This is a genomic window from Bradyrhizobium iriomotense, from assembly GCF_018129405.1.
Lineage (GTDB): Bacteria > Pseudomonadota > Alphaproteobacteria > Rhizobiales > Xanthobacteraceae > Bradyrhizobium > Bradyrhizobium iriomotense_B.
This window is the reverse complement of record NZ_JAFCLP010000004.1, coordinates 235,932-252,498: the sequence shown is the minus strand read 5'-3', so window position 1 is coordinate 252,498 and position 16,567 is coordinate 235,932. Positions and strand designations below refer to the sequence as shown.

The window sequence follows — 16,567 nt, the reverse complement described above, 5'->3', positions numbered from 1 at the left end:
ATTGCTTCACAGCGCTCGCAATGACGGGTTCGTAAAGCCGAGCTTAATCCCCAGCGCGGCAACGTTCAGGCAATCTCCGCAACATTTGTAAACATCTTCGCCAACATCTCGCGGCTGTTCACGCTTAGGACGCGCGCGGATTTTACGGATCAGGATTTGCAGATGTCATTGAAGTTCTGGGCGACGCGCGTGGGTGTCGGCGTGATTTGCCTTGTGCTCGTCGGCGCGAGCCCGTTGCGGGCAGAGCCGGTGTTCGACAGCCTGGCCGGCGCATGGTCGGGCACCGGCACGATGAAGCCGTCGGACGGCCCGCGTGAAAAGGTTCGCTGCAAGGTGGCGTACAACGTCACGCGGCCCGGACGGTCGCTGACGCTGGAGCTGCGCTGCGCGAGCGATGCGTACAAGATGGTCCTGTCCGCCAACATCGAGCAGAGCGGGACCGAGCTTTCGGGAAACTGGTTCGAGAGCGAATACCGCCAGGGCGGCAAGGTCTACGGCACGAACAAGGATGGCCTGATCGAGGCCCGGATTGAAGGAAACACGGTGGCCGCGCTGGTGACGATCCAGACCAAGGCCACGCGTCAGTCCTTCCTGATGGAAGCTCCGGGCTCCTGGATGTCGGAGGTCGCAATCGAATTGAACAAGGAAGCAAAGTGACCTCGAACTCCGCCTGCGCGGAGGCGCCTCGCGTTTCGGCGCGCAATCAATTGGGGCAAGGCTGTCCGGGGCCCCATACCGCCATGGCCTTGATGCGCGCCTCGGAGCCGCCCGGCGACCGGGGGCCGCCCGTATTACGCGTCCCTGCATCCCATCGCTGCAATCTCCGGGAACCCGTTTAATTGGCGTTAATGATGCCTTCTCAATAAGACACGTCTCAATTTGTTGCAGTCCATGTTTATGGGTTGCCCGTAAGCGTTGATTAAGAAGCCCATCCCCATAGTTCCCGCCGTGATGAGGTGGAATACCCCTTCAATCCGCTCTGATCACACCCGTTTTGGGACGTGTCGCTGCCGCAACCACGGCAATCAGGGTTAAGGGCAATGCTCCGCCGCGCAATGCTTCGTTTCGCGAGAGACCGAAAGGCTAACGTGGCCATCATCTTCGCCTTGATGATGGTTCCGATCATCTTTCTGCTGGGCATGACGCTGGATTACACGCTGGCCTTGCGCAAGCGCGAGCAATTGAACGCGGCCGCCGACGCCGCCGCAATCGCTGCCGTCAGGCCGGCGATGCTGACGCAGACCGACACTTCCGTGGTCAGGGCGACCGCGGAAGCCGTGTTCGCCGCCAAGGCCAACCTCTCGGGTTTGGCGTCGGTCCCGACGCCGACGATCAGTATCGTCGATTCCGGCCTGGCGCGGACCATCACGGTTTCCTACACCGCGCAGTCCCTGAACAATTTCCCCGGCGTTCTCGGCCAGCAGACCTGGCAGATCGGCGGCACCGCGACGGCGAAGGCGTCCAGCGCCCCCAACATGAACTTCTACCTGTTGCTGGACGACTCGCCGTCGATGGCGATCGCCGCGACCCAGACCGACATCAACAACATGATCGCGGCCACGAAGAACCAGCCTACCTACGCGAAAAATTGCGCGTTCGCCTGCCATGAGGCGCATCCCAACAACGCAAATCCCAGCTCGACGAACAAGGACAATCTCACCGTCGCGCGCGCGAACAACGTCAAGCTGCGCATCGATCTCGTGACGAACGCCGTTACGCAACTGATGGTCGGACCCTGGACGTGCCCGCAGTCGGGCGTTTCGGGCGGCGTGATGCAGTGCATGTCGGCGATCAACAACACGACCTACAATGCCGCCATCTACACCTTCGACTACGGCCTGAACACGATCCAGACGCTGACCACGCCGACTGCCGCCGGCACGAAGATCCCCAATATTCAGCTCCTGACGGTCGACCACCAGAACTGCCCCGTTCTCAACGGTAGCGGCAACTGCATCTACACCACCGACTACGGTACGGATATCTCGGCCGGCCTCACGGGCGTCAACAACGTGATGCCTGCGCCGGGCACCGGCACCAACCAGGCGGGCGATACGCCGCAGGAGGTGGTCTTCCTCGTCACCGACGGCGTCGAGGACAAGCTGATCCCGAAGTCGGGAGGCACCTGCGACCCCAATGCCACCTATGCGCTTCCGGCAGCCAACTCGACGACTTTGCGATGCCAGCAGCCGCTCGACACCGCGATCTGCACGACGATCAAGAACCGCGGCATTCGCATCGCGGTGCTCTACACCGAGTATCTGCCACTGCCGACCGAAAACTGGTACAACACCCGCATCGCGCAGTTCAACAATCCGTCCTCGTCGACCGGCACGATCGCGACGCGGCTGCAATCGTGCGCATCGCCCGGGCTGTATGCGAGCGTGCAGACAGGTGGCGACATTTCCGCGGCGCTGACCAACCTGTTCATCAAGGTCGCGTCCAGCACAGCCAGCCTCGTACAGTAGAGAAAAGCGCCATGACGGGGCCGGGTGTTGCAACAACGAAGAGATGCCGCAATCGCTGCGCTGCTTTCGCGCGGGACAGCAGGGGGGCCACGGCCGTCGAATTCGCGCTCGTGGCCGCGCCGTTCCTCGCCCTCATCATCGCGCTCCTTCAGACGTTCCTCGTCTTCTTTGCCCAACAGCTGCTCGAGAACATCACGCGTCAATCCGCGCGCCTGGTCATGACCGGGCAGGTGCAGTCTGCGCAGATGACCCAGGCCGCCTTCAAGCAGAAGGTCTGCGATCAGATCTCGATCCTGTTCACCTGCAGTGGTCTGATGGTTGACCTGCAGGTGGCCAATTCGTGGTCCTCCGCCAACACGGGCATGCCGACCTTGACCTTCGACAGTTCCGGGGCCGTCACGAACACCTGGCAATACAATCCGGGAGATGCCGGTGACATCGTCATTCTCAGGGTGATGTATGTCTGGCCCGTCATGCTCGGGCCGCTCGGTTTCAACCTCTCGAACCTTTCGACCGGCAACCGGCTGCTCACGTCGTCGGCCGCGTTCCAGAACGAGCCAGGAGCCTCCTGATGATCGCCGCCTTGTCGTCTCGCGCTCGGCGCCTGCTAGCCGATGTCCGCGCTGTTGCAGCGACGGAGTTCGCCATCGTGGCGCCCTTCATGCTGGTGCTCTACATCGGCGGCGTCGAGCTCGGCAACGGGCTGGCGATGAACGTCAAGGTCACCGCCACCGCGCACAGTGTCGTCGACATGGTCACGCAGAACACGTCAATCAGCACGGCCCGCATGCAAGCCATTCTCGGCTCGGCGCAGGCAATCATGGCGCCTTTTCCCGTCAAGGATGGTAGCGGCGCTTCGCTCATTACGATCACGGTGTCCGAAGTCTCTACCGACGGCAGTGGAAACGCGACTGTCCAATGGAGCGAGTCGACCGATTCGTCGGCGGCGAGAAAGAAGGGTGATCCGATGACGTTGTCCTCGTTCACCGCACCTGATCCGAAGAATCCCAGCAATGCGAACATCTCGCTCATTCTCAGCGAGGTTACCTATGATTACAAGACGAACCTCGGCTACACCCTCACCGGCACCGTGAAGCTGAGCGACAGCTATTACCTGTTCCCGCGCTGCTCGACGAACAGCCCGGCCGTGTCGAGCTTCCCGTATTACGACGTGAAATATTCGTCGTCGTCGACGACCTGCACATGCATCCAGCATCTGCAGCAGAAGACCTGCTGAGGCCTGATCCGCAGGGCTATCGCATATAACGTGGCGGGCAGCTTGCCTGCGGCCCATCCTTCGAGACGTCCGCCTAGGGCGGGCCCTCAGGATGAGGACACGTTTTGCGGCCAGATATTAGACCCTCATGGTGAGGAGCCCGCCAAAGCGGGCGTCTCGAACCATGCAGGCCGAGCTCATTCGGCAGCCTCCTACTGTCATATGCGATAGCCCTAGGTCAGGCCGCAGGGCCGGCGCGTCTGCGCTGCCGTTCGCTCTTCTTCGCAGGCCATCGTCGTTCGTTCACGGCTGCGCGGACGACCTCCGTCACGGTCTTGCGGACCTCGAGGAAGGCCTTGGTCTGTGGCCGGTCTGCGAGAGCAACCAGGGCAAGCGAACGCGACAGTGCCGGATCGACGATGCGGCGGGCGTGATATTTCTCCGCCGCGATGTCTGCAAGGACCGTGGCGCGGGAGAGGATTGCGCATCCGAGCCCGGCTTCGAGCGCCATGCGCAGCGCCGACAGGGAATCGACCTCGAGCGTCGGGCTCGGGACGATCTGGTTGCGCAGGACCTGGGTCTGGATGATGGCGCGGGAGGCGGGCAGCGGCGTCAGCCCGAGCACGCTCTTCTGCGGAATGGCGGAGAAGGGAACCGGACCGGAGGATCGGCCGATCAGGCCCGGATGTCCGACGAGGAAAAGATCTTCCTCGTGCAGCCATTCCACATCCAGCCGGGCATCCCGCGGTGGATTGTACGCCAGCGCGAGATCGACCGTGCCCGATAGGACGCGCTCGATCAGCGCCGGTGACAGCGCTTCGATGATTGTCAGGTGCACGCCGGGGGAGTGTGTGCGGACCGCCTTCATGAGATCGAGCGCGACCATCGCGATCGCGGTGTGGCTGAGGCCGAGGCTCACCGGTCCCGTTGCCGCCTCGTTATAGGTCCGCACGTCCTCCTCGGCCTTGCCAAGACTCGCCAGCACCGCGCTGCCATGTTCGTAGAGCCGGCGTCCCGCCGCGGTCAGGGCGATGCCGCGTGGCCGCCGTTCCAGGAGCTTCACGCCGAGGTCGGCTTCTAGCGCCGCAACATGATGGCTGAGCGCAGACTGTGCGATGTTGAGGGTCTCGGCGGCACGCGACAGCACCCCGGCATCGGCGATCGCGATGAAGTACCTGATCTGCCGCAACCCCAGCGCCATCGCACGGCTCCGATCTAATTATCAGATCACGACGATCTTCATATTATATTTGTCAGATGTCTTGGTGCCCGGCAAGCTCCGGCCAGAACCAATAAGAACAGCTCCGGGAGCGTTGCGGCATGGACCTGCCGAACAGGATCGTCATCACCGAGGAGGGGCCGCGCGAAGGCTTTCAGATCGAGCCGGGGCCGATCGCGACCGCGGACAAGATCGCCTTGATCGACGCGCTCTCGGCGACCGGGCTTTCGCGCATTCAGGTCGCGTCCTTCGTCAATCCCAGGCAGGTGCCGGGCTGGGCCGACGCCGAGGCGGTTGTTGCGGGATTCAGCCCCCGCGCAGGTGTCGAGTACACAGCGCTGTGGTTCAACGACAGCGGTCTGCAGCGCGCTCTGGCGTTCAAGGACAAGCTCACGCTCGCGGGGTTCATCTCGCTGAGCGCCTCCGAGCCGTTCGCGCTTCGCAATCTCAACCGCGATCGTGCCGGGCAGATCGAGGCGATGCAAAAATATGTGCGCGCGCACCGAGAGGCGGGCGTGCCGATTGCCAAGATCATCGTCATGGCCGCCTTCGGCTGCAACTTTGGCGGAGACGTGCGGGCGGCGCGGGTTGTCGAGACCGTGTCCGACGGGCTCGCGATCGCGCGCGAAGCCGGCATCGAGGTGCACGAGGTGTCGCTCGCCGATTCCATGGGCTGGGCCACACCGCAGCGGATCGCGGCGGCGGTCGGGGCTGTCCGCGACCGCTGGAGCGATCTGCGGATCGCGCTGCATCTGCACGACACCCGTGGCCAGGGCATCGCCTGCGCCTATGAGGGGCTGCGACTTGGCGTCACTGCGTTCGATGCCGCGGTGGCGGGGCTCGGCGGCTGCCCGTTCGCGGGACAGCCGGGTGCACCCGGCAACATCGCCACCGAAGAGCTGGCGCTGCTGTGCGAGGAAATGGGCATCGCAACGGGCCTCGACATCGAGGCGCTGATCGAGGCCGGACGGCTTGCCGAGCGGATCGTCGGACACCGGCTGCCGAGCGCAGCGCTGCGATCGGGCACGCTCGCCGCATTTCGGCGGAGGGCCGGCGCATGACCTCCGCGAAGCCGCTCGCCGGACTGAAGGTGCTGGATTTCGGCCATACCATCATGGGTCCGTGCGCGGGCGTTCTGTTCGCCGATCTCGGCGCCGACGTGGTGAAGATCGAGCCTGCCGACGGCGATCCGACCCGGCGGCTGCCGGGCTTCGCAGCCGGATTCTTCGCGACCTACAACCGCAACAAGCGCTCCATCGCGATCGATCTGAAGCGGCCGGAGGGGCAGGCCATCGTGCACCGGCTGGTGAAGGATGCCGATGTCGTGCTGGAGAATTTCGGCCCCGGGACGATCGAGCGGCTGAAATGCAGTTGGGACGATCTGCGCAAGATCAACCCGCGGCTCGTGTACCTGTCGATGAAGGGTTTCCTGAAGGGCCCTTACGAGAACCGGGGCGCACTCGACGAAGTCGTGCAGATGCAATCCGGTCTCGCCTACATGACGGGGCCGCCCGGCCGGCCGCTGCGCGCAGGCGCGCCCGTGATCGACATCCTCGGCGGCGTCTTCGGCGTCGTGGCGGCGTTGTCGGCGCTGCGCGAGCGCGACGTTACCGGCATGGGACAGAAGGTCTCGAGCTCGCTGTTCGAGAGCGCAACCTTCATGCTCGGCGCGCTCGTCGTCGGCAGCGCGGTGATCGGCGGTCCGATGCCGCCGATGCCGGCCCGCAAGAATGCCTGGGGCGTGTACGACGTCTTCACGGCATCGGATGGCGGCCAGGTCTTCATCGGATGCACCTCCGACGGGCACTGGCAACGCTTCTGCGAGGCGTTCGGCTTCGACGACTGGCGCGACGATCCGAGGCTCCTCGGCAACGCCAATCGCTGCGAGGCGCGCGAATGGATGCTTCCCGAACTGGAGCGGCGGATCGCGCGACTGCCGCTCGAGGAGATTCTCGCCAAATGCGAAACCGCCCGCGTGGCGTATTCGCGGGTAGGGCGGCCGGATGAGCTGTCGGTCGATCCGCATCTGCTGGCCAATGGTGGACTGCTGGCAACGGCCATCGCCGGCTTTGGCGGCGGACCGCTGGTCGGAATTCCGGCGCTGCCGGTCGAGTTCGGCGACGCGCGCGACCGGCCGGGCCTCGAGCGCCAGCCGCCTCGCATTGGCGAACACACCGACGACATCTTAGGGGCGGCCGGATATTCGGCGCGCGAGATCGCTGATCTCCGCGCCGCCGGCATATTGGGCACGTCCGCGAACGTGCCTGCATAAAAAGAAGAGTGGCCGAGCCACCATCTGCAACAGGGAGGGAAGGGATCATGATGTCCCGCATGCTGCTTCGTTGGACGGCGCGTATTCCAGCGGCCGCGATTGCGCTGCTTGGGCTGGTTGCGATGGTGGAGCCCGCGGGGGCGCAAGCCTATCCCGCGCGAACGATCACGATCCTTGTCGGCTATTCCGCGGGAGGCCAGGCCGACGCGCTGGCGCGGACCATCGGCAAGCAACTCGGTGACACCTTCAAGATCTCCGTCGTGATCGAGAACAAGACCGGCGCCAACGGCATGATCGCGGCGCAGGCGGCAGCGCGGGCGGAGCCGGACGGATACACGGTGCTGATGGTCACGGATGCGATGCTCACCATCGATCCGCACCTTGCGACCAGCAACCATTTCGATCTTTCGAAGGCGATGGAGCCCGTCGTCAGCGTCGCCTGGTCGCCGCTGTTGCTGGCCGCGGCGAAGGATGTGCCGGCCAATTCAGTCGCCGAGCTCGCAGCTCTGGGCAAGCAGAAGCCGCAGGCACTGAGCTTTGGCAGCGCCGGCGCGTCGACGCCGCATCGCCTCGCCGGCGAGATGCTGCAGAAGTCCGGTGGTTTCACCATGACCCATATTCCCTACAAGGGAACGGCGGCGTCGGTGAGCGACCTCCTGGCCGGGCAGATACCCCTGATCTTCGGCGCGCCAACGGCCGTGGAGCCGCTGGCGACGGCAGGCCAGATCAAGCTGCTCGGCGTCACGTCCGAGCAGCGCTATCCCCTGTTGCCGGGCGTGCCCACTATCAGCGAGACGTACCCCGGCTTCAAGATCATCAGCTATATCGGGCTGATGCTGCCGAAGCAGACGCCGGCGCCGGTGATCGCGGCCCTCAACAAGGAGATCAACGCGATCCTCGCAGCCGAGTCGATGCGCACATGGCTCGACAAGCAGGGCATGGTCGCAATGGGGGGCACCCAGGACGACTTCAAGCGCCAGATCGAGATCGACTACAAGGCGCGGGGCGAGCTTGTCCGCGCGCTTGGCATCACAGGCGAGTAGGGCATGCCGCGAACGCTGTTCGAGAAGGTCTGGCAATCCCACACCGCCAGGACGTACGGAACGCGGGACCTCTTGACGCTGGACCGCGTCTTTCTCCACGACATGACCTCGCTGCCCGCCTTCGAGACTTTGCGCGCGCGCAACCTCGCGGTGGCCGATGTCGCGCGCACCCTGGCCGTGATCGATCACACCGTCGCGACCGCGTCCGGCCGGACTGAAGAGACCTATCCCGTGATGGCGCCGACTGTGCGCGCCTTCCGTCGGGAAGTCACCGAACGCGGCATTCCCCTGATCGGGCTCGGGGATCCCGCCCAGGGCATCGTCCACGTCGTCGCCGCGGAGCAGGGCGCTGTGCTTCCGGGCATGACGGCGGTCTGCGGTGACAGCCACACCTGCACCAACGGCGCGCTGGGCGCGATCGCCTTCGGGATCGGCAGCACGGAGATTGCACACGCGCTCGCCTATCAGGCGCTCTGGCTGCCACGGCCGAAATCATTGCGCGTGACCGTCAACGGCGTTCTCGATCCCTGGGTCAGCGGGAAGGATATTGCGCTGGCGATCATCTCGCGTTTCTCGACGGATGGCGGCACCGGCTGCGCCGTCGAATATGCCGGCAGCGCCATCCGGGCGCTCTCGGTCGAGGAGCGGATGACGCTGTGCAATCTCTCCATCGAATTCGGCGCCCGGATCGGGCTGGTCGCGCCCGATGATGCGGTCTTCTCCTATCTCGACGGACGTCCGAGAACGCCAAAAGGGGCCGCGTTCGACGCGGCAGTGTCCGCCTGGCGCGATCTTGCGAGCGACGATGATGCGCATTTCGACAAGGAGTACGCCATCGATGCGCGTTCGATCGCCCCCATGGTGAGCTGGGGCACCAGCCCGGAAGATGCAATCCCCATCGATGGCGCCGTCCCTGATCCCGGGACGGCAAGGGACCAGTCGCAGCGCTCCCGATGGGAGCGGGCGCTCGTCTACGCCAACCTCAACGCGGGCAAGCCCATCCTGGGGACACCGATCGACGTCGCCTTCATCGGCTCCTGCACAAACGCCCGGCTTTCCGATCTTCGCGCAGCAGCGCGCATCGTCGACGGACGCAAGGTCGCGCCGGCCGTGCGCGCGCTGGTGGTCCCGGGGTCATCCGGCGTGAAACGACAGGCCGAGGCCGAGGGGCTCGATCGGATCTTCCGCAACGCAGGCTTCGAATGGCACGAGTCCGCGTGCTCTCTCTGCGCGGCGCTGGGGCCCGACGTCGTCGGCCGCGGCAAGCGCTGCGCCTCCACCTCGAACCGGAATTTTGAGAACCGGCAGGGCCCGGGATCGATCACGCACTTGATGAGCCCGCCGATGGTTGCCGCCGCGGCCGTCAATGGTGCGATCACCGATGTCAGGACCTTGGCAAGGACCTTGGCATGACAGGCAAGCTCACCAGCATCGAAGGCGTTGCCGTTCCGCTGCTGTGGGACAATGTCGACACCGACGCACTTGTCCCCGCGGCGCCGCACAAGCGGATTAACGGCGGCGGCCGGGACCGGTTGCACGAGGTCCTCTTCCACGAATTCCGCTTCGACGCTGCGGGGCACCTCAAGCCGGATTTCGTGCTGAACGACGTGCAGTTCGCGGAAGGGCCGATCCTGCTTGCCGGCGAGAATTTCGGCTGCGGCTCCTCACGTGAGGTCGCCGTATGGGCTCTGCTGGACTACGGCTTCCGTGCAATCATTGCGAAGAGCTTTGCCGAAATCTTCGAGCAGAACGCCTACAAGAACCATCTGTTGCCTGCGACCGTCGATGCCGCGACCCATGCCCGCATCGTCAGCGCGTTGAGCCGCCCCCGGCCGCCGCAAATGTCGATCGACCTCGTCGCACGTCACATCGAAATCGACGGTCAGGCCATTGGCTCTTTCAGCGCAGACGAGATGGGTCTGGAGATGATCGTCCAGGGCGTCGACGAATTCGCGCTGACCGCGCAGTACATCCCAGACATCGTGGCAACGCAACGTCGCCTGACCGAAGCCTGTCCATGGCTCGCGGGGTGAGGCGGGGGCCACGTGCGATGATGCCACCATGCCAGTGTTTTGCCCGACGGGTCAAATGAGCTGGCGGACACGCTAAGCCATTGATCCGCCACACCCAGGCTACTGTGCATGGGGTTGTTTTCGCACTTTTTTGTTTGAGCGCTCCGCGAGGCAGAACCTACGCGCTCTCGGTCTCCCGGTGCACGTCGTGCACGACCAGCCCCATGCCTTCGTCCGGCATCTTGATCCAGTCGCGGCGCTTCAGCGTGCGCTTGGTGTCCTCGTAGCCGCTCGTCCAGTGCTCGCGCATCGAGGTGCCCGAGAACTCGTGGTCCTTGGCATCGCCCTCATAGGCCTTCTGCTGGTAGATCAGGTGCAGGATCGCGATCTCCGGCATGTTGCGCAGGCTCGCCTTGAGCTGGCGCTCCTCGTCGGAGAGCTGCTCGTCGGGGAGCTTCGCCAGCGCCTTGTAGAGCAGGACCTTGAGATTGTGCGTGCGGCGGTAGACGTCGGTGTTGTGGCGCGTGCGCGAGGAATACATGATGTCCTTGTGGCGGGCCATCACGTCCTGGATCGAGCGCGGCAGCACGCCGCGCGCGCTGAACAGGTCGACCTGGAACACCAGTGAGTTCAGGTCGTCCTCCTGGTCGAGCAGATGCTGCAGCGGCGTGTTGGAGACGATGCCGCCGTCCCAGAAATGATCGGTGCCGATCCGCACCATCGGCAGCGCCGGGGGCAGGGCGCCCGATGCCATGATGTGCTCCGGCCCGATCTCGTCATGGGCGTTGTCGAAATAGATGAAGTTGCCCGAGAGCACGTTGACCGCGCCGACGGCGAAGCGAACCTTCTTCTCGTTGATGAGATCGAAGTCGACGAGCTCGCGCAGGCTCTCGCGCAGCGGTGTCGTGTCGTAGTAGCTGGTCGCGGTGCGGGCGCCGACCGGGCTGAACCAGGGATTGACCTGATGCGGGGTGAAGAAGCCGGGTTGGCCCATGGCCGAGGTCATCCACGCGCTGGTGAGGTTGCGCCACTGGCGGAAGACGTCGCCGTCGGGCGTGTAGTGCCAGATCTTGCGGTTGGTGATGCGCTCCCAGAAGACGCGCAGCGCATCGAGCCGCTTCTCCGGCCGGTTGCCGGCGATGATCGCGGAGTTGATGGCGCCGATCGAGACGCCGCAGACCCAGTCGGGCTCGATGCCGGCCTCGTGCAGCGCCTGGTAGACGCCGGCCTGGTAGGCACCGAGCGCGCCGCCGCCCTGCAGCACCAGCGCGACGCGGTCGCAGCGCTCGGGGCGCCAGCCGCGTGAGGGAGGCTGATGGGTCTGATATGTCGGTTGCGACGTGCGGGCGTCCATGGTGATGCCTCCGTGCCGAGCATGATCCGGAAAAGTGCGCAGCGGTTTTCCGAGAGGATCATGCTCCAAGAATAAAGAGCCAAACGATTGCGTCCTGCGGTGACGGCGTGATGACAATTTCCGCGCCGATGCATCGCCTGCATGCGCGTCAACCGGAACGGGAATGCCGGCAGTCGCGGGCCTGACGGAAATCCTTCACAGCGTGGTCAACGAGCGCGGCTAGCAATTGGCATCGCCGCCTGACGCTGCCGGGCAGGCATCACAGAGATCAGGAGACCAGCGATGCGCAGGGAAGACGTGCTGAGACTTCCGTCCATGCCGGCTGCCGGGCCGAGCTATCCGGCCGGGCCATATCGCTTCGTCAACCGCGAATTCCTCGTCATCACCTACGAGACCGACCCGGACCTGATCCGCGCCGGCCTGCCTGAGCCGCTGGAGCCGATCGTGCAGCCGATCGTGCATTACGAATGGATCAAGATGCCGGACTCCTCCGGCTTCGGCAGCTACACCGAATCCGGCCTCGTCATCCCCGCGCGCCTCAACGGCGAGGAGGTCAACTTCGTCTCGCAGATGTACCTGGACGACGATCCGCCGATCGCCGCCGGCCGCGAGATCTGGGGCTTTCCCAAGAAGTACGCCCATCCAAAACTCGAGATCGTCAAGGACACGCTGACGGGCACGCTGGAATATGCCGGCCAGCTCGTCGCCATGGGCACGATGGGCTACAAGCACGAGAGCATGGCCGGCAACGGCGATCTCACCCGCGCCACGCTGTCGAAGACGCAGGTGAATCTGAAGATGATCCCGGGCGTCGACGGCCGGCTCGAGGTCTGCCAGCTCGTCGCGATCAACCTCGTCGACATCGTGCCGAAGGGCTCCTGGATGGGACCCGGCCGGCTGCACCTGGTGCCGCATGTCAACGCGCCGGTTGCGGACTTTCCGGTCCGCCGCTGCCTCGGTGCGCATCACTACATCGCCGACCTCACGCTGCCGTTCGGCCGCGTCGTGCACGACTATGTCAGGGAAGCGGAAGCTGTGGCTGCGACGGGGCTGGCCGCAGAGTAGGGCGCCATCATCAAACTGTAACACTGGCGTAATTGAGTACCCGCGAGAGATCCGGAGCGGGCCGCCGACGCCCGTTCCGGGATGGGCTGCATGGACGTGGGGGGCCGCATGGCTGAGCCGGCGAAGCTTGTCAGCGCGATGTCGGACACCGACCCCGCCATTCCCGGCCTGGTCTGGGCGTTCCGCCTGCACAGCGACGGCAGCGCCGAGGCGCTGCCGATCGACCAGCCGATCGAGTTCAGCCATGACGGCCGGCTCTGGCTGCATTTCAACCTGACGGACGCGCGCGTGCGTCCATGGATTGCGGTGTCCAGCCTGCCGCCGCTCGCGCGTGATCTGCTGCTTTCGCACGACACCTTCCAGCAGCTCCACGTCATCGACCATTGCGTCTATGGCGTGTTCTCCGATCTCGTCCGCGAGATCGACAGCGCGACGGAGGAGACCGCATTCCTGCGCTTCGCCATGACCGAGCGCCTCCTGGTCAGCGGCCGTCATCAGGCACTGTGCTCGGCGGACGCGACGCGGCGGGTGCTCGAAGGCGGCTACCGCGTCGACAATGTCGCCCATCTCCTGGAAAAGATCGTCGACGAGGTCGCCGACACGCTTGACCGGATGGTCGACAAGCTCGGGCAGGAGATCGACGACATCGAGGAACGCATTCTCGCCGACGACGCCAAGCCCGAGATGCGCCGTAACCTCGGCCGCCTGCGCCGCACCTGTGTCAGGCTGCATCGCCAGCTCACTGGCCTGCGCGTGCTGTTTCATCGCCTCGATCAGAAGAACACCGACCACCTCTCGCCCGCGCTTCGCATCCACGCCGGCAAGCTCGCGCAGCGGCTCGATGGCCTCGATCACGACATCGTCGAGCTGCGCGAGCGCAGCCGTCTGCTCGAGGAGGAGCTGCGCTTCAAGAACGAGGAGGAGAGCAATCGTCATCTCCACACGCTCTCGATCGTGACCTCGCTGTTGCTGCCGCCGACGCTGATCACCGGCATCTTCGGCATGAACACCAAGGGCCTGCCGCTCACCGACGTCGAGACCGGATTCCTCTGGGCGGCGGTGCTGATGGCGAGCTCGGTCGGCCTCGCCTACGTGTTCATGCGGCGCAAGGGCATCTTCAAATAGCGCCAGCCGGTATCGATAGTGAGCGGATCTGCCCGAACATTTCGGTTGCGAGAGGTCGCCGTCGCGGCAGCGTGCACGCTGGCGAGCACGAGCGCGCTCGCCGGCGCCAAGGACGAGAGCTCGGCCCCGTGGCTGTTTCCAAAATGGTTCAACGAATGGCATGACGGCCTTGCCAACAAGGGCCTCAACTTCGGCGCCACCTATATCGCGGACAACATCGCCAACGTCTCCGGCGGTGTGAAGCGCGGCGCGATCCATTTTGGCCGGCTCGATCTGTCGGTCGATGCCGATCTCGACAAGCTGGTCGGCTGGACCGGCGGCCGCTTCTACGCCAATGCCTTCGTGATCTACGGGCAGGGGCTGTCCCGCAACTACGTGATGAATCTCGCCACCATCAGCGAGATCGAGGCGCTACCGGACCAGCGGCTCTACAATGCCTATTTCGAGCAGAGCTTCTTTGGCGATCGCCTGAACATCAGGGCCGGCCAGCAGGCCGCCGATGTGGAGTTCTTCGACAGCCAGACCGACGACCTCTTCATCAACGGCACGTTTGGCTGGCCCGCGATCAAGGCGAGCAACCTTCCGGCCGGCGGCCCGGCGCCGCCGATCGCGGTGCCCGGCCTTCGCATCAAGGCTACGCTGTCGGACAAGGTCACTCTTTTCGGTGCCGTGTTCAACGGCGATCCCTCGGGACCGGGCGATCAGGATCCGCAGCTGCGCGACCATCACGGTCTCGCCTTCCGCGTCAACGATCCGCCCTGGCTGATTGGGCAGGTCCGCTTCAACTACGATATCGACGTCGGCGGTCGTCCGCTCGCCGGCAATTTCACGCCCGGCGCCTGGAAGCATTATGGCTCGTTCGACAGCCAGCGCTTTACGGCCGAGGGCCAGTCGATCGCCGATCCCGCCGGCACCGGCCTTCCGGCCAGGCTGCGCGGCAACTACGGCATCTTCGCAGTCATCGAGCAGGTGCTCTATCGCCCGCCGGAGGTAAAGGACAACAGCACCTCGGCCTCGCTCCCGGGCATCACTGCGTTCGGGCGCGTCGCCTACAGCCCTCCGGACCGCAACCTGATCGATCTTTACCTCGACGGCGGCATCGGCTTCGTCGGCTTCACGCCCGGCCGTCCCCTCGACCGCTTCGGCGTGGCGATGGCCTATATGCGGATCTCGAACACCGCGCGCAATCTCGACGTCGACACGAATGTCTATACCGGCGTGCAGGGGCCGGTGCGCAGCAACGAGACCCTGATCGAGATGATCTACGAGGCGCATATCAAGCCCGGCTGGCTGATCGCACCTTACTTCCAATATGTGTTCCGGCCCTCGGGCGGGATCGCGAACCCGAACGATCCGACCGGAACATCGCGGATCGGTGACGCCGCAGTGTTCGGCGTCACCACCACGATCCGGTATTAGGCCATCGCCGGCTTCGGCTCGGCCTTCGGCTGCCGCGACAGCGCCAGCACGATCAGCGCGGCGAACACGCAGAGCGCGCCGGCGATGAAGAACGCAGGCAGATAGCTCTGATAGACCGTTCGCGAGAGGCCGGCGCCGAACGCTGCGGTGCCGGCGCCGAGCTGATGGCCGGCAAAGATCCAGCCGAACACCAGATTGGCGCGCTCGGGCCCGAATTTCTGCGCGGTAAGCCGGACCGTCGGCGGCACCGTGGCGATCCAGTCGAGGCCGTAGAACATTGCGAAGATCGAGAGCCCATAGAACGAGAAATCGCTGAATGGCAGGAAGATCAGCGAGAGCCCGCGCAGGCCGTAGTACCAGAACAAGAGCCAGCGATTGTCGTAGCGGTCCGACAGCCAGCCCGAGAAGATCGTGCCGAAGAAGTCGAAGATACCCATCGCCGCGAGCAGGCTGGCGGCCTGCACCTGCGGGATGCCGAAATCGAGGCACATCGGGATCAGGTGGACCTGGACGAGGCCGTTGGTCGACGCGCCGCAGACGAAGAAGGTCGCAAACAGGATCCAGAACGCGGTCGACTTCGAGGCGTCGCGCAGCGTGCCGAGCGCCACCGCCGTGATCGAGCCGTGGCTGACCGGTGGGGCGGGCAGGGGCTCGGTGCCCTCGTCACCGAACGGACGCAGGCCGACATCGCTCGGCCGGTCGCGCATCGCGAGCAGGACGGCCAGCGCCGAGACGCCGAGCATGATGCAGACGAAGCCGAGCGCGAGGCGCCAGCCGAAGCGTTCGGTGAGGCTTGCGAGCAGCGGCAGGAACAAGAGCTGGCCGGTGGCGACGCTCGCGGTCATGATGCCGACCACGAGGCCGCGTCTTGCTGCGAACCAGCGCGTCGCGATAGTGGCGCCCAGCACCAGCGCGGTCATGCCGGTGCCGATGCCGATCACGACGCCCCACAGCGCGATGAGCTGCCAGATCTCGGTCATGCCGAGCGAGAGGACCAGCGCCGAGACCACGATGAGCTGCGCGGTCAGCGTGACGTTGCGCAGGCCGTAGCGATTGAGCAGGGCGGCGGCGAACGGCGCCATCAGCCCGAACAGGATGAAGCGGATCGACAGCGCGGAGGAGATCTGCGCCGTGCTCCAGCCGAACTCCTTCTGCAGGGGAACGATGAACACGCCGGGCGCGCCGACCGTGCCGGCGCTGATCAGCGCGGCAAGGAAGGTCACGCCGACCATCACCCAGCCGTAATGGATATTGCGGCGGGACAGTGCTGCCGCGAGCCAGTTCGAAATCATTGGGCCTCAATCTTGTTGGCGAGCCCACGGGACCCGCGTCATCCTTGCTGTCTGGCACAATTGAGGGAAGTCTGAAATGCCA

At 64.9% G+C, this 16,567-nt stretch carries 15 protein-coding genes; 12 read left to right on the top strand and 3 right to left on the bottom strand.

Features of this window, described 5'->3' with window-relative positions; all coding sequences use genetic code 11:
- The first annotated feature begins 162 nt into the window (after window positions 1-162).
- The 4 genes from JQ592_RS12650 to JQ592_RS12635 all read left to right on the top strand — a co-directional run bounded on the left by JQ592_RS12650 (window position 163) and on the right by JQ592_RS12635 (window position 3,705).
- Window positions 163-657 (top strand): hypothetical protein, encoded by a 495-nt coding sequence (locus JQ592_RS12650; RefSeq protein WP_211403183.1) that lies wholly within the window; start codon window positions 163-165, stop codon window positions 655-657.
- Between the two features lie 383 nt (window positions 658-1,040).
- A complete protein-coding gene (locus JQ592_RS12645; protein ID WP_211403182.1) occupies window positions 1,041-2,468 on the top strand; it encodes a TadE/TadG family type IV pilus assembly protein in 1,428 nt (475 codons plus the stop codon).
- An 11-nt stretch (window positions 2,469-2,479) separates the two neighbouring features.
- Complete coding sequence (locus JQ592_RS12640) at window positions 2,480-3,040, top strand: TadE/TadG family type IV pilus assembly protein (RefSeq protein WP_211403181.1); 561 nt, start codon at window positions 2,480-2,482, stop codon at window positions 3,038-3,040.
- Entirely contained in the window at window positions 3,040-3,705 is a 666-nt protein-coding gene (locus JQ592_RS12635) for a TadE/TadG family type IV pilus assembly protein (protein ID WP_211403180.1), read from the top strand. The genes JQ592_RS12640 and JQ592_RS12635 overlap by 1 nt, the downstream gene beginning before the upstream one ends.
- 217 nt (window positions 3,706-3,922) lie before the next feature.
- Here JQ592_RS12635 and JQ592_RS12630 read toward each other — a convergent pair whose 3' ends face one another.
- Window positions 3,923-4,885, bottom strand: coding sequence for a LysR family transcriptional regulator (locus tag JQ592_RS12630; protein ID WP_211403179.1), 963 nt, complete (start codon window positions 4,883-4,885; stop codon window positions 3,923-3,925).
- 119 nt (window positions 4,886-5,004) lie between these two features.
- Between JQ592_RS12630 and JQ592_RS12625 the strand changes: the two genes are divergently transcribed.
- The 5 genes from JQ592_RS12625 to leuD are packed head-to-tail and all read left to right on the top strand — an operon-like array spanning window position 5,005 to window position 10,251.
- The gene (locus JQ592_RS12625) at window positions 5,005-5,964 is read left to right on the top strand and encodes a hydroxymethylglutaryl-CoA lyase (RefSeq protein ID WP_211403178.1); all 960 of its coding nucleotides are present in this window, start codon (window positions 5,005-5,007) and stop codon (window positions 5,962-5,964) included.
- Window positions 5,961-7,175 (top strand): CaiB/BaiF CoA transferase family protein, encoded by a 1,215-nt coding sequence (locus tag JQ592_RS12620; RefSeq protein WP_211403177.1) that lies wholly within the window; start codon window positions 5,961-5,963, stop codon window positions 7,173-7,175. The genes JQ592_RS12625 and JQ592_RS12620 overlap by 4 nt, the downstream gene beginning before the upstream one ends.
- Window positions 7,176-7,222: 47 nt before the next feature.
- Window positions 7,223-8,218, top strand: coding sequence for a Bug family tripartite tricarboxylate transporter substrate binding protein (locus JQ592_RS12615; protein ID WP_211403176.1), 996 nt, complete (start codon window positions 7,223-7,225; stop codon window positions 8,216-8,218).
- A 3-nt stretch (window positions 8,219-8,221) separates the two neighbouring features.
- The gene (gene leuC, locus JQ592_RS12610) at window positions 8,222-9,631 is read left to right on the top strand and encodes a 3-isopropylmalate dehydratase large subunit (protein ID WP_211403175.1); all 1,410 of its coding nucleotides are present in this window, start codon (window positions 8,222-8,224) and stop codon (window positions 9,629-9,631) included.
- Window positions 9,628-10,251, top strand: coding sequence for a 3-isopropylmalate dehydratase small subunit (gene leuD, locus JQ592_RS12605; RefSeq protein WP_211403174.1), 624 nt, complete (start codon window positions 9,628-9,630; stop codon window positions 10,249-10,251). The genes leuC and leuD overlap by 4 nt, the downstream gene beginning before the upstream one ends.
- A 157-nt stretch (window positions 10,252-10,408) precedes the next feature.
- Here leuD and JQ592_RS12600 read toward each other — a convergent pair whose 3' ends face one another.
- Window positions 10,409-11,584, bottom strand: a complete 1,176-nt coding sequence (locus JQ592_RS12600) for a patatin-like phospholipase family protein (protein WP_211403173.1) — start codon at window positions 11,582-11,584, stop codon at window positions 10,409-10,411.
- Window positions 11,585-11,866: 282 nt separating this feature from the next.
- Between JQ592_RS12600 and JQ592_RS12595 the strand changes: the two genes are divergently transcribed.
- The 3 genes from JQ592_RS12595 (at window position 11,867) to JQ592_RS12585 (ending at window position 15,193) form a co-directional block, all read left to right on the top strand.
- On the top strand, window positions 11,867-12,649 hold the full coding sequence (locus tag JQ592_RS12595) for an acetoacetate decarboxylase (RefSeq protein WP_211403172.1): 783 nt from the start codon (window positions 11,867-11,869) through the stop codon (window positions 12,647-12,649).
- 108 nt (window positions 12,650-12,757) lie between these two features.
- Window positions 12,758-13,774 carry a transporter gene (locus JQ592_RS12590; RefSeq protein WP_211403171.1) on the top strand — a complete coding sequence of 339 codons (1,017 nt, stop codon included), beginning with the start codon at window positions 12,758-12,760 and terminating at the stop codon, window positions 13,772-13,774.
- Window positions 13,775-13,819: 45 nt separating this feature from the next.
- A complete protein-coding gene (locus JQ592_RS12585; RefSeq protein ID WP_246820379.1) occupies window positions 13,820-15,193 on the top strand; it encodes a carbohydrate porin in 1,374 nt (457 codons plus the stop codon).
- Here the strand turns inward: JQ592_RS12585 and JQ592_RS12580 are convergent.
- Window positions 15,190-16,485, bottom strand: a complete 1,296-nt coding sequence (locus tag JQ592_RS12580; RefSeq protein WP_211403169.1) for an MFS transporter — start codon at window positions 16,483-16,485, stop codon at window positions 15,190-15,192. The genes JQ592_RS12585 and JQ592_RS12580 overlap by 4 nt on opposite strands.
- Window positions 16,486-16,567 lie beyond the last annotated feature (82 nt).

Coding starts and splice junctions, on each gene's coding strand:
- leuD (WP_211403174.1), top strand. CDS start 9,628: ATGACAGGCAAGCTCACCAGCATCGAAGGCGTTGCCGTTCCGCTGCTG.
- leuC (WP_211403175.1), top strand. CDS start 8,222: ATGCCGCGAACGCTGTTCGAGAAGGTCTGGCAATCCCACACCGCCAGG.
- JQ592_RS12600 (WP_211403173.1), bottom strand. CDS start 11,584: ATGGACGCCCGCACGTCGCAACCGACATATCAGACCCATCAGCCTCCC.
- JQ592_RS12580 (WP_211403169.1), bottom strand. CDS start 16,485: ATGATTTCGAACTGGCTCGCGGCAGCACTGTCCCGCCGCAATATCCAT.
- JQ592_RS12625 (WP_211403178.1), top strand. CDS start 5,005: ATGGACCTGCCGAACAGGATCGTCATCACCGAGGAGGGGCCGCGCGAA.
- JQ592_RS12595 (WP_211403172.1), top strand. CDS start 11,867: ATGCGCAGGGAAGACGTGCTGAGACTTCCGTCCATGCCGGCTGCCGGG.
- JQ592_RS12620 (WP_211403177.1), top strand. CDS start 5,961: ATGACCTCCGCGAAGCCGCTCGCCGGACTGAAGGTGCTGGATTTCGGC.
- JQ592_RS12590 (WP_211403171.1), top strand. CDS start 12,758: ATGGCTGAGCCGGCGAAGCTTGTCAGCGCGATGTCGGACACCGACCCC.
- JQ592_RS12615 (WP_211403176.1), top strand. CDS start 7,223: ATGATGTCCCGCATGCTGCTTCGTTGGACGGCGCGTATTCCAGCGGCC.
- JQ592_RS12645 (WP_211403182.1), top strand. CDS start 1,041: ATGCTCCGCCGCGCAATGCTTCGTTTCGCGAGAGACCGAAAGGCTAAC.
- JQ592_RS12650 (WP_211403183.1), top strand. CDS start 163: ATGTCATTGAAGTTCTGGGCGACGCGCGTGGGTGTCGGCGTGATTTGC.
- JQ592_RS12630 (WP_211403179.1), bottom strand. CDS start 4,885: ATGGCGCTGGGGTTGCGGCAGATCAGGTACTTCATCGCGATCGCCGAT.
- JQ592_RS12635 (WP_211403180.1), top strand. CDS start 3,040: ATGATCGCCGCCTTGTCGTCTCGCGCTCGGCGCCTGCTAGCCGATGTC.
- JQ592_RS12640 (WP_211403181.1), top strand. CDS start 2,480: ATGACGGGGCCGGGTGTTGCAACAACGAAGAGATGCCGCAATCGCTGC.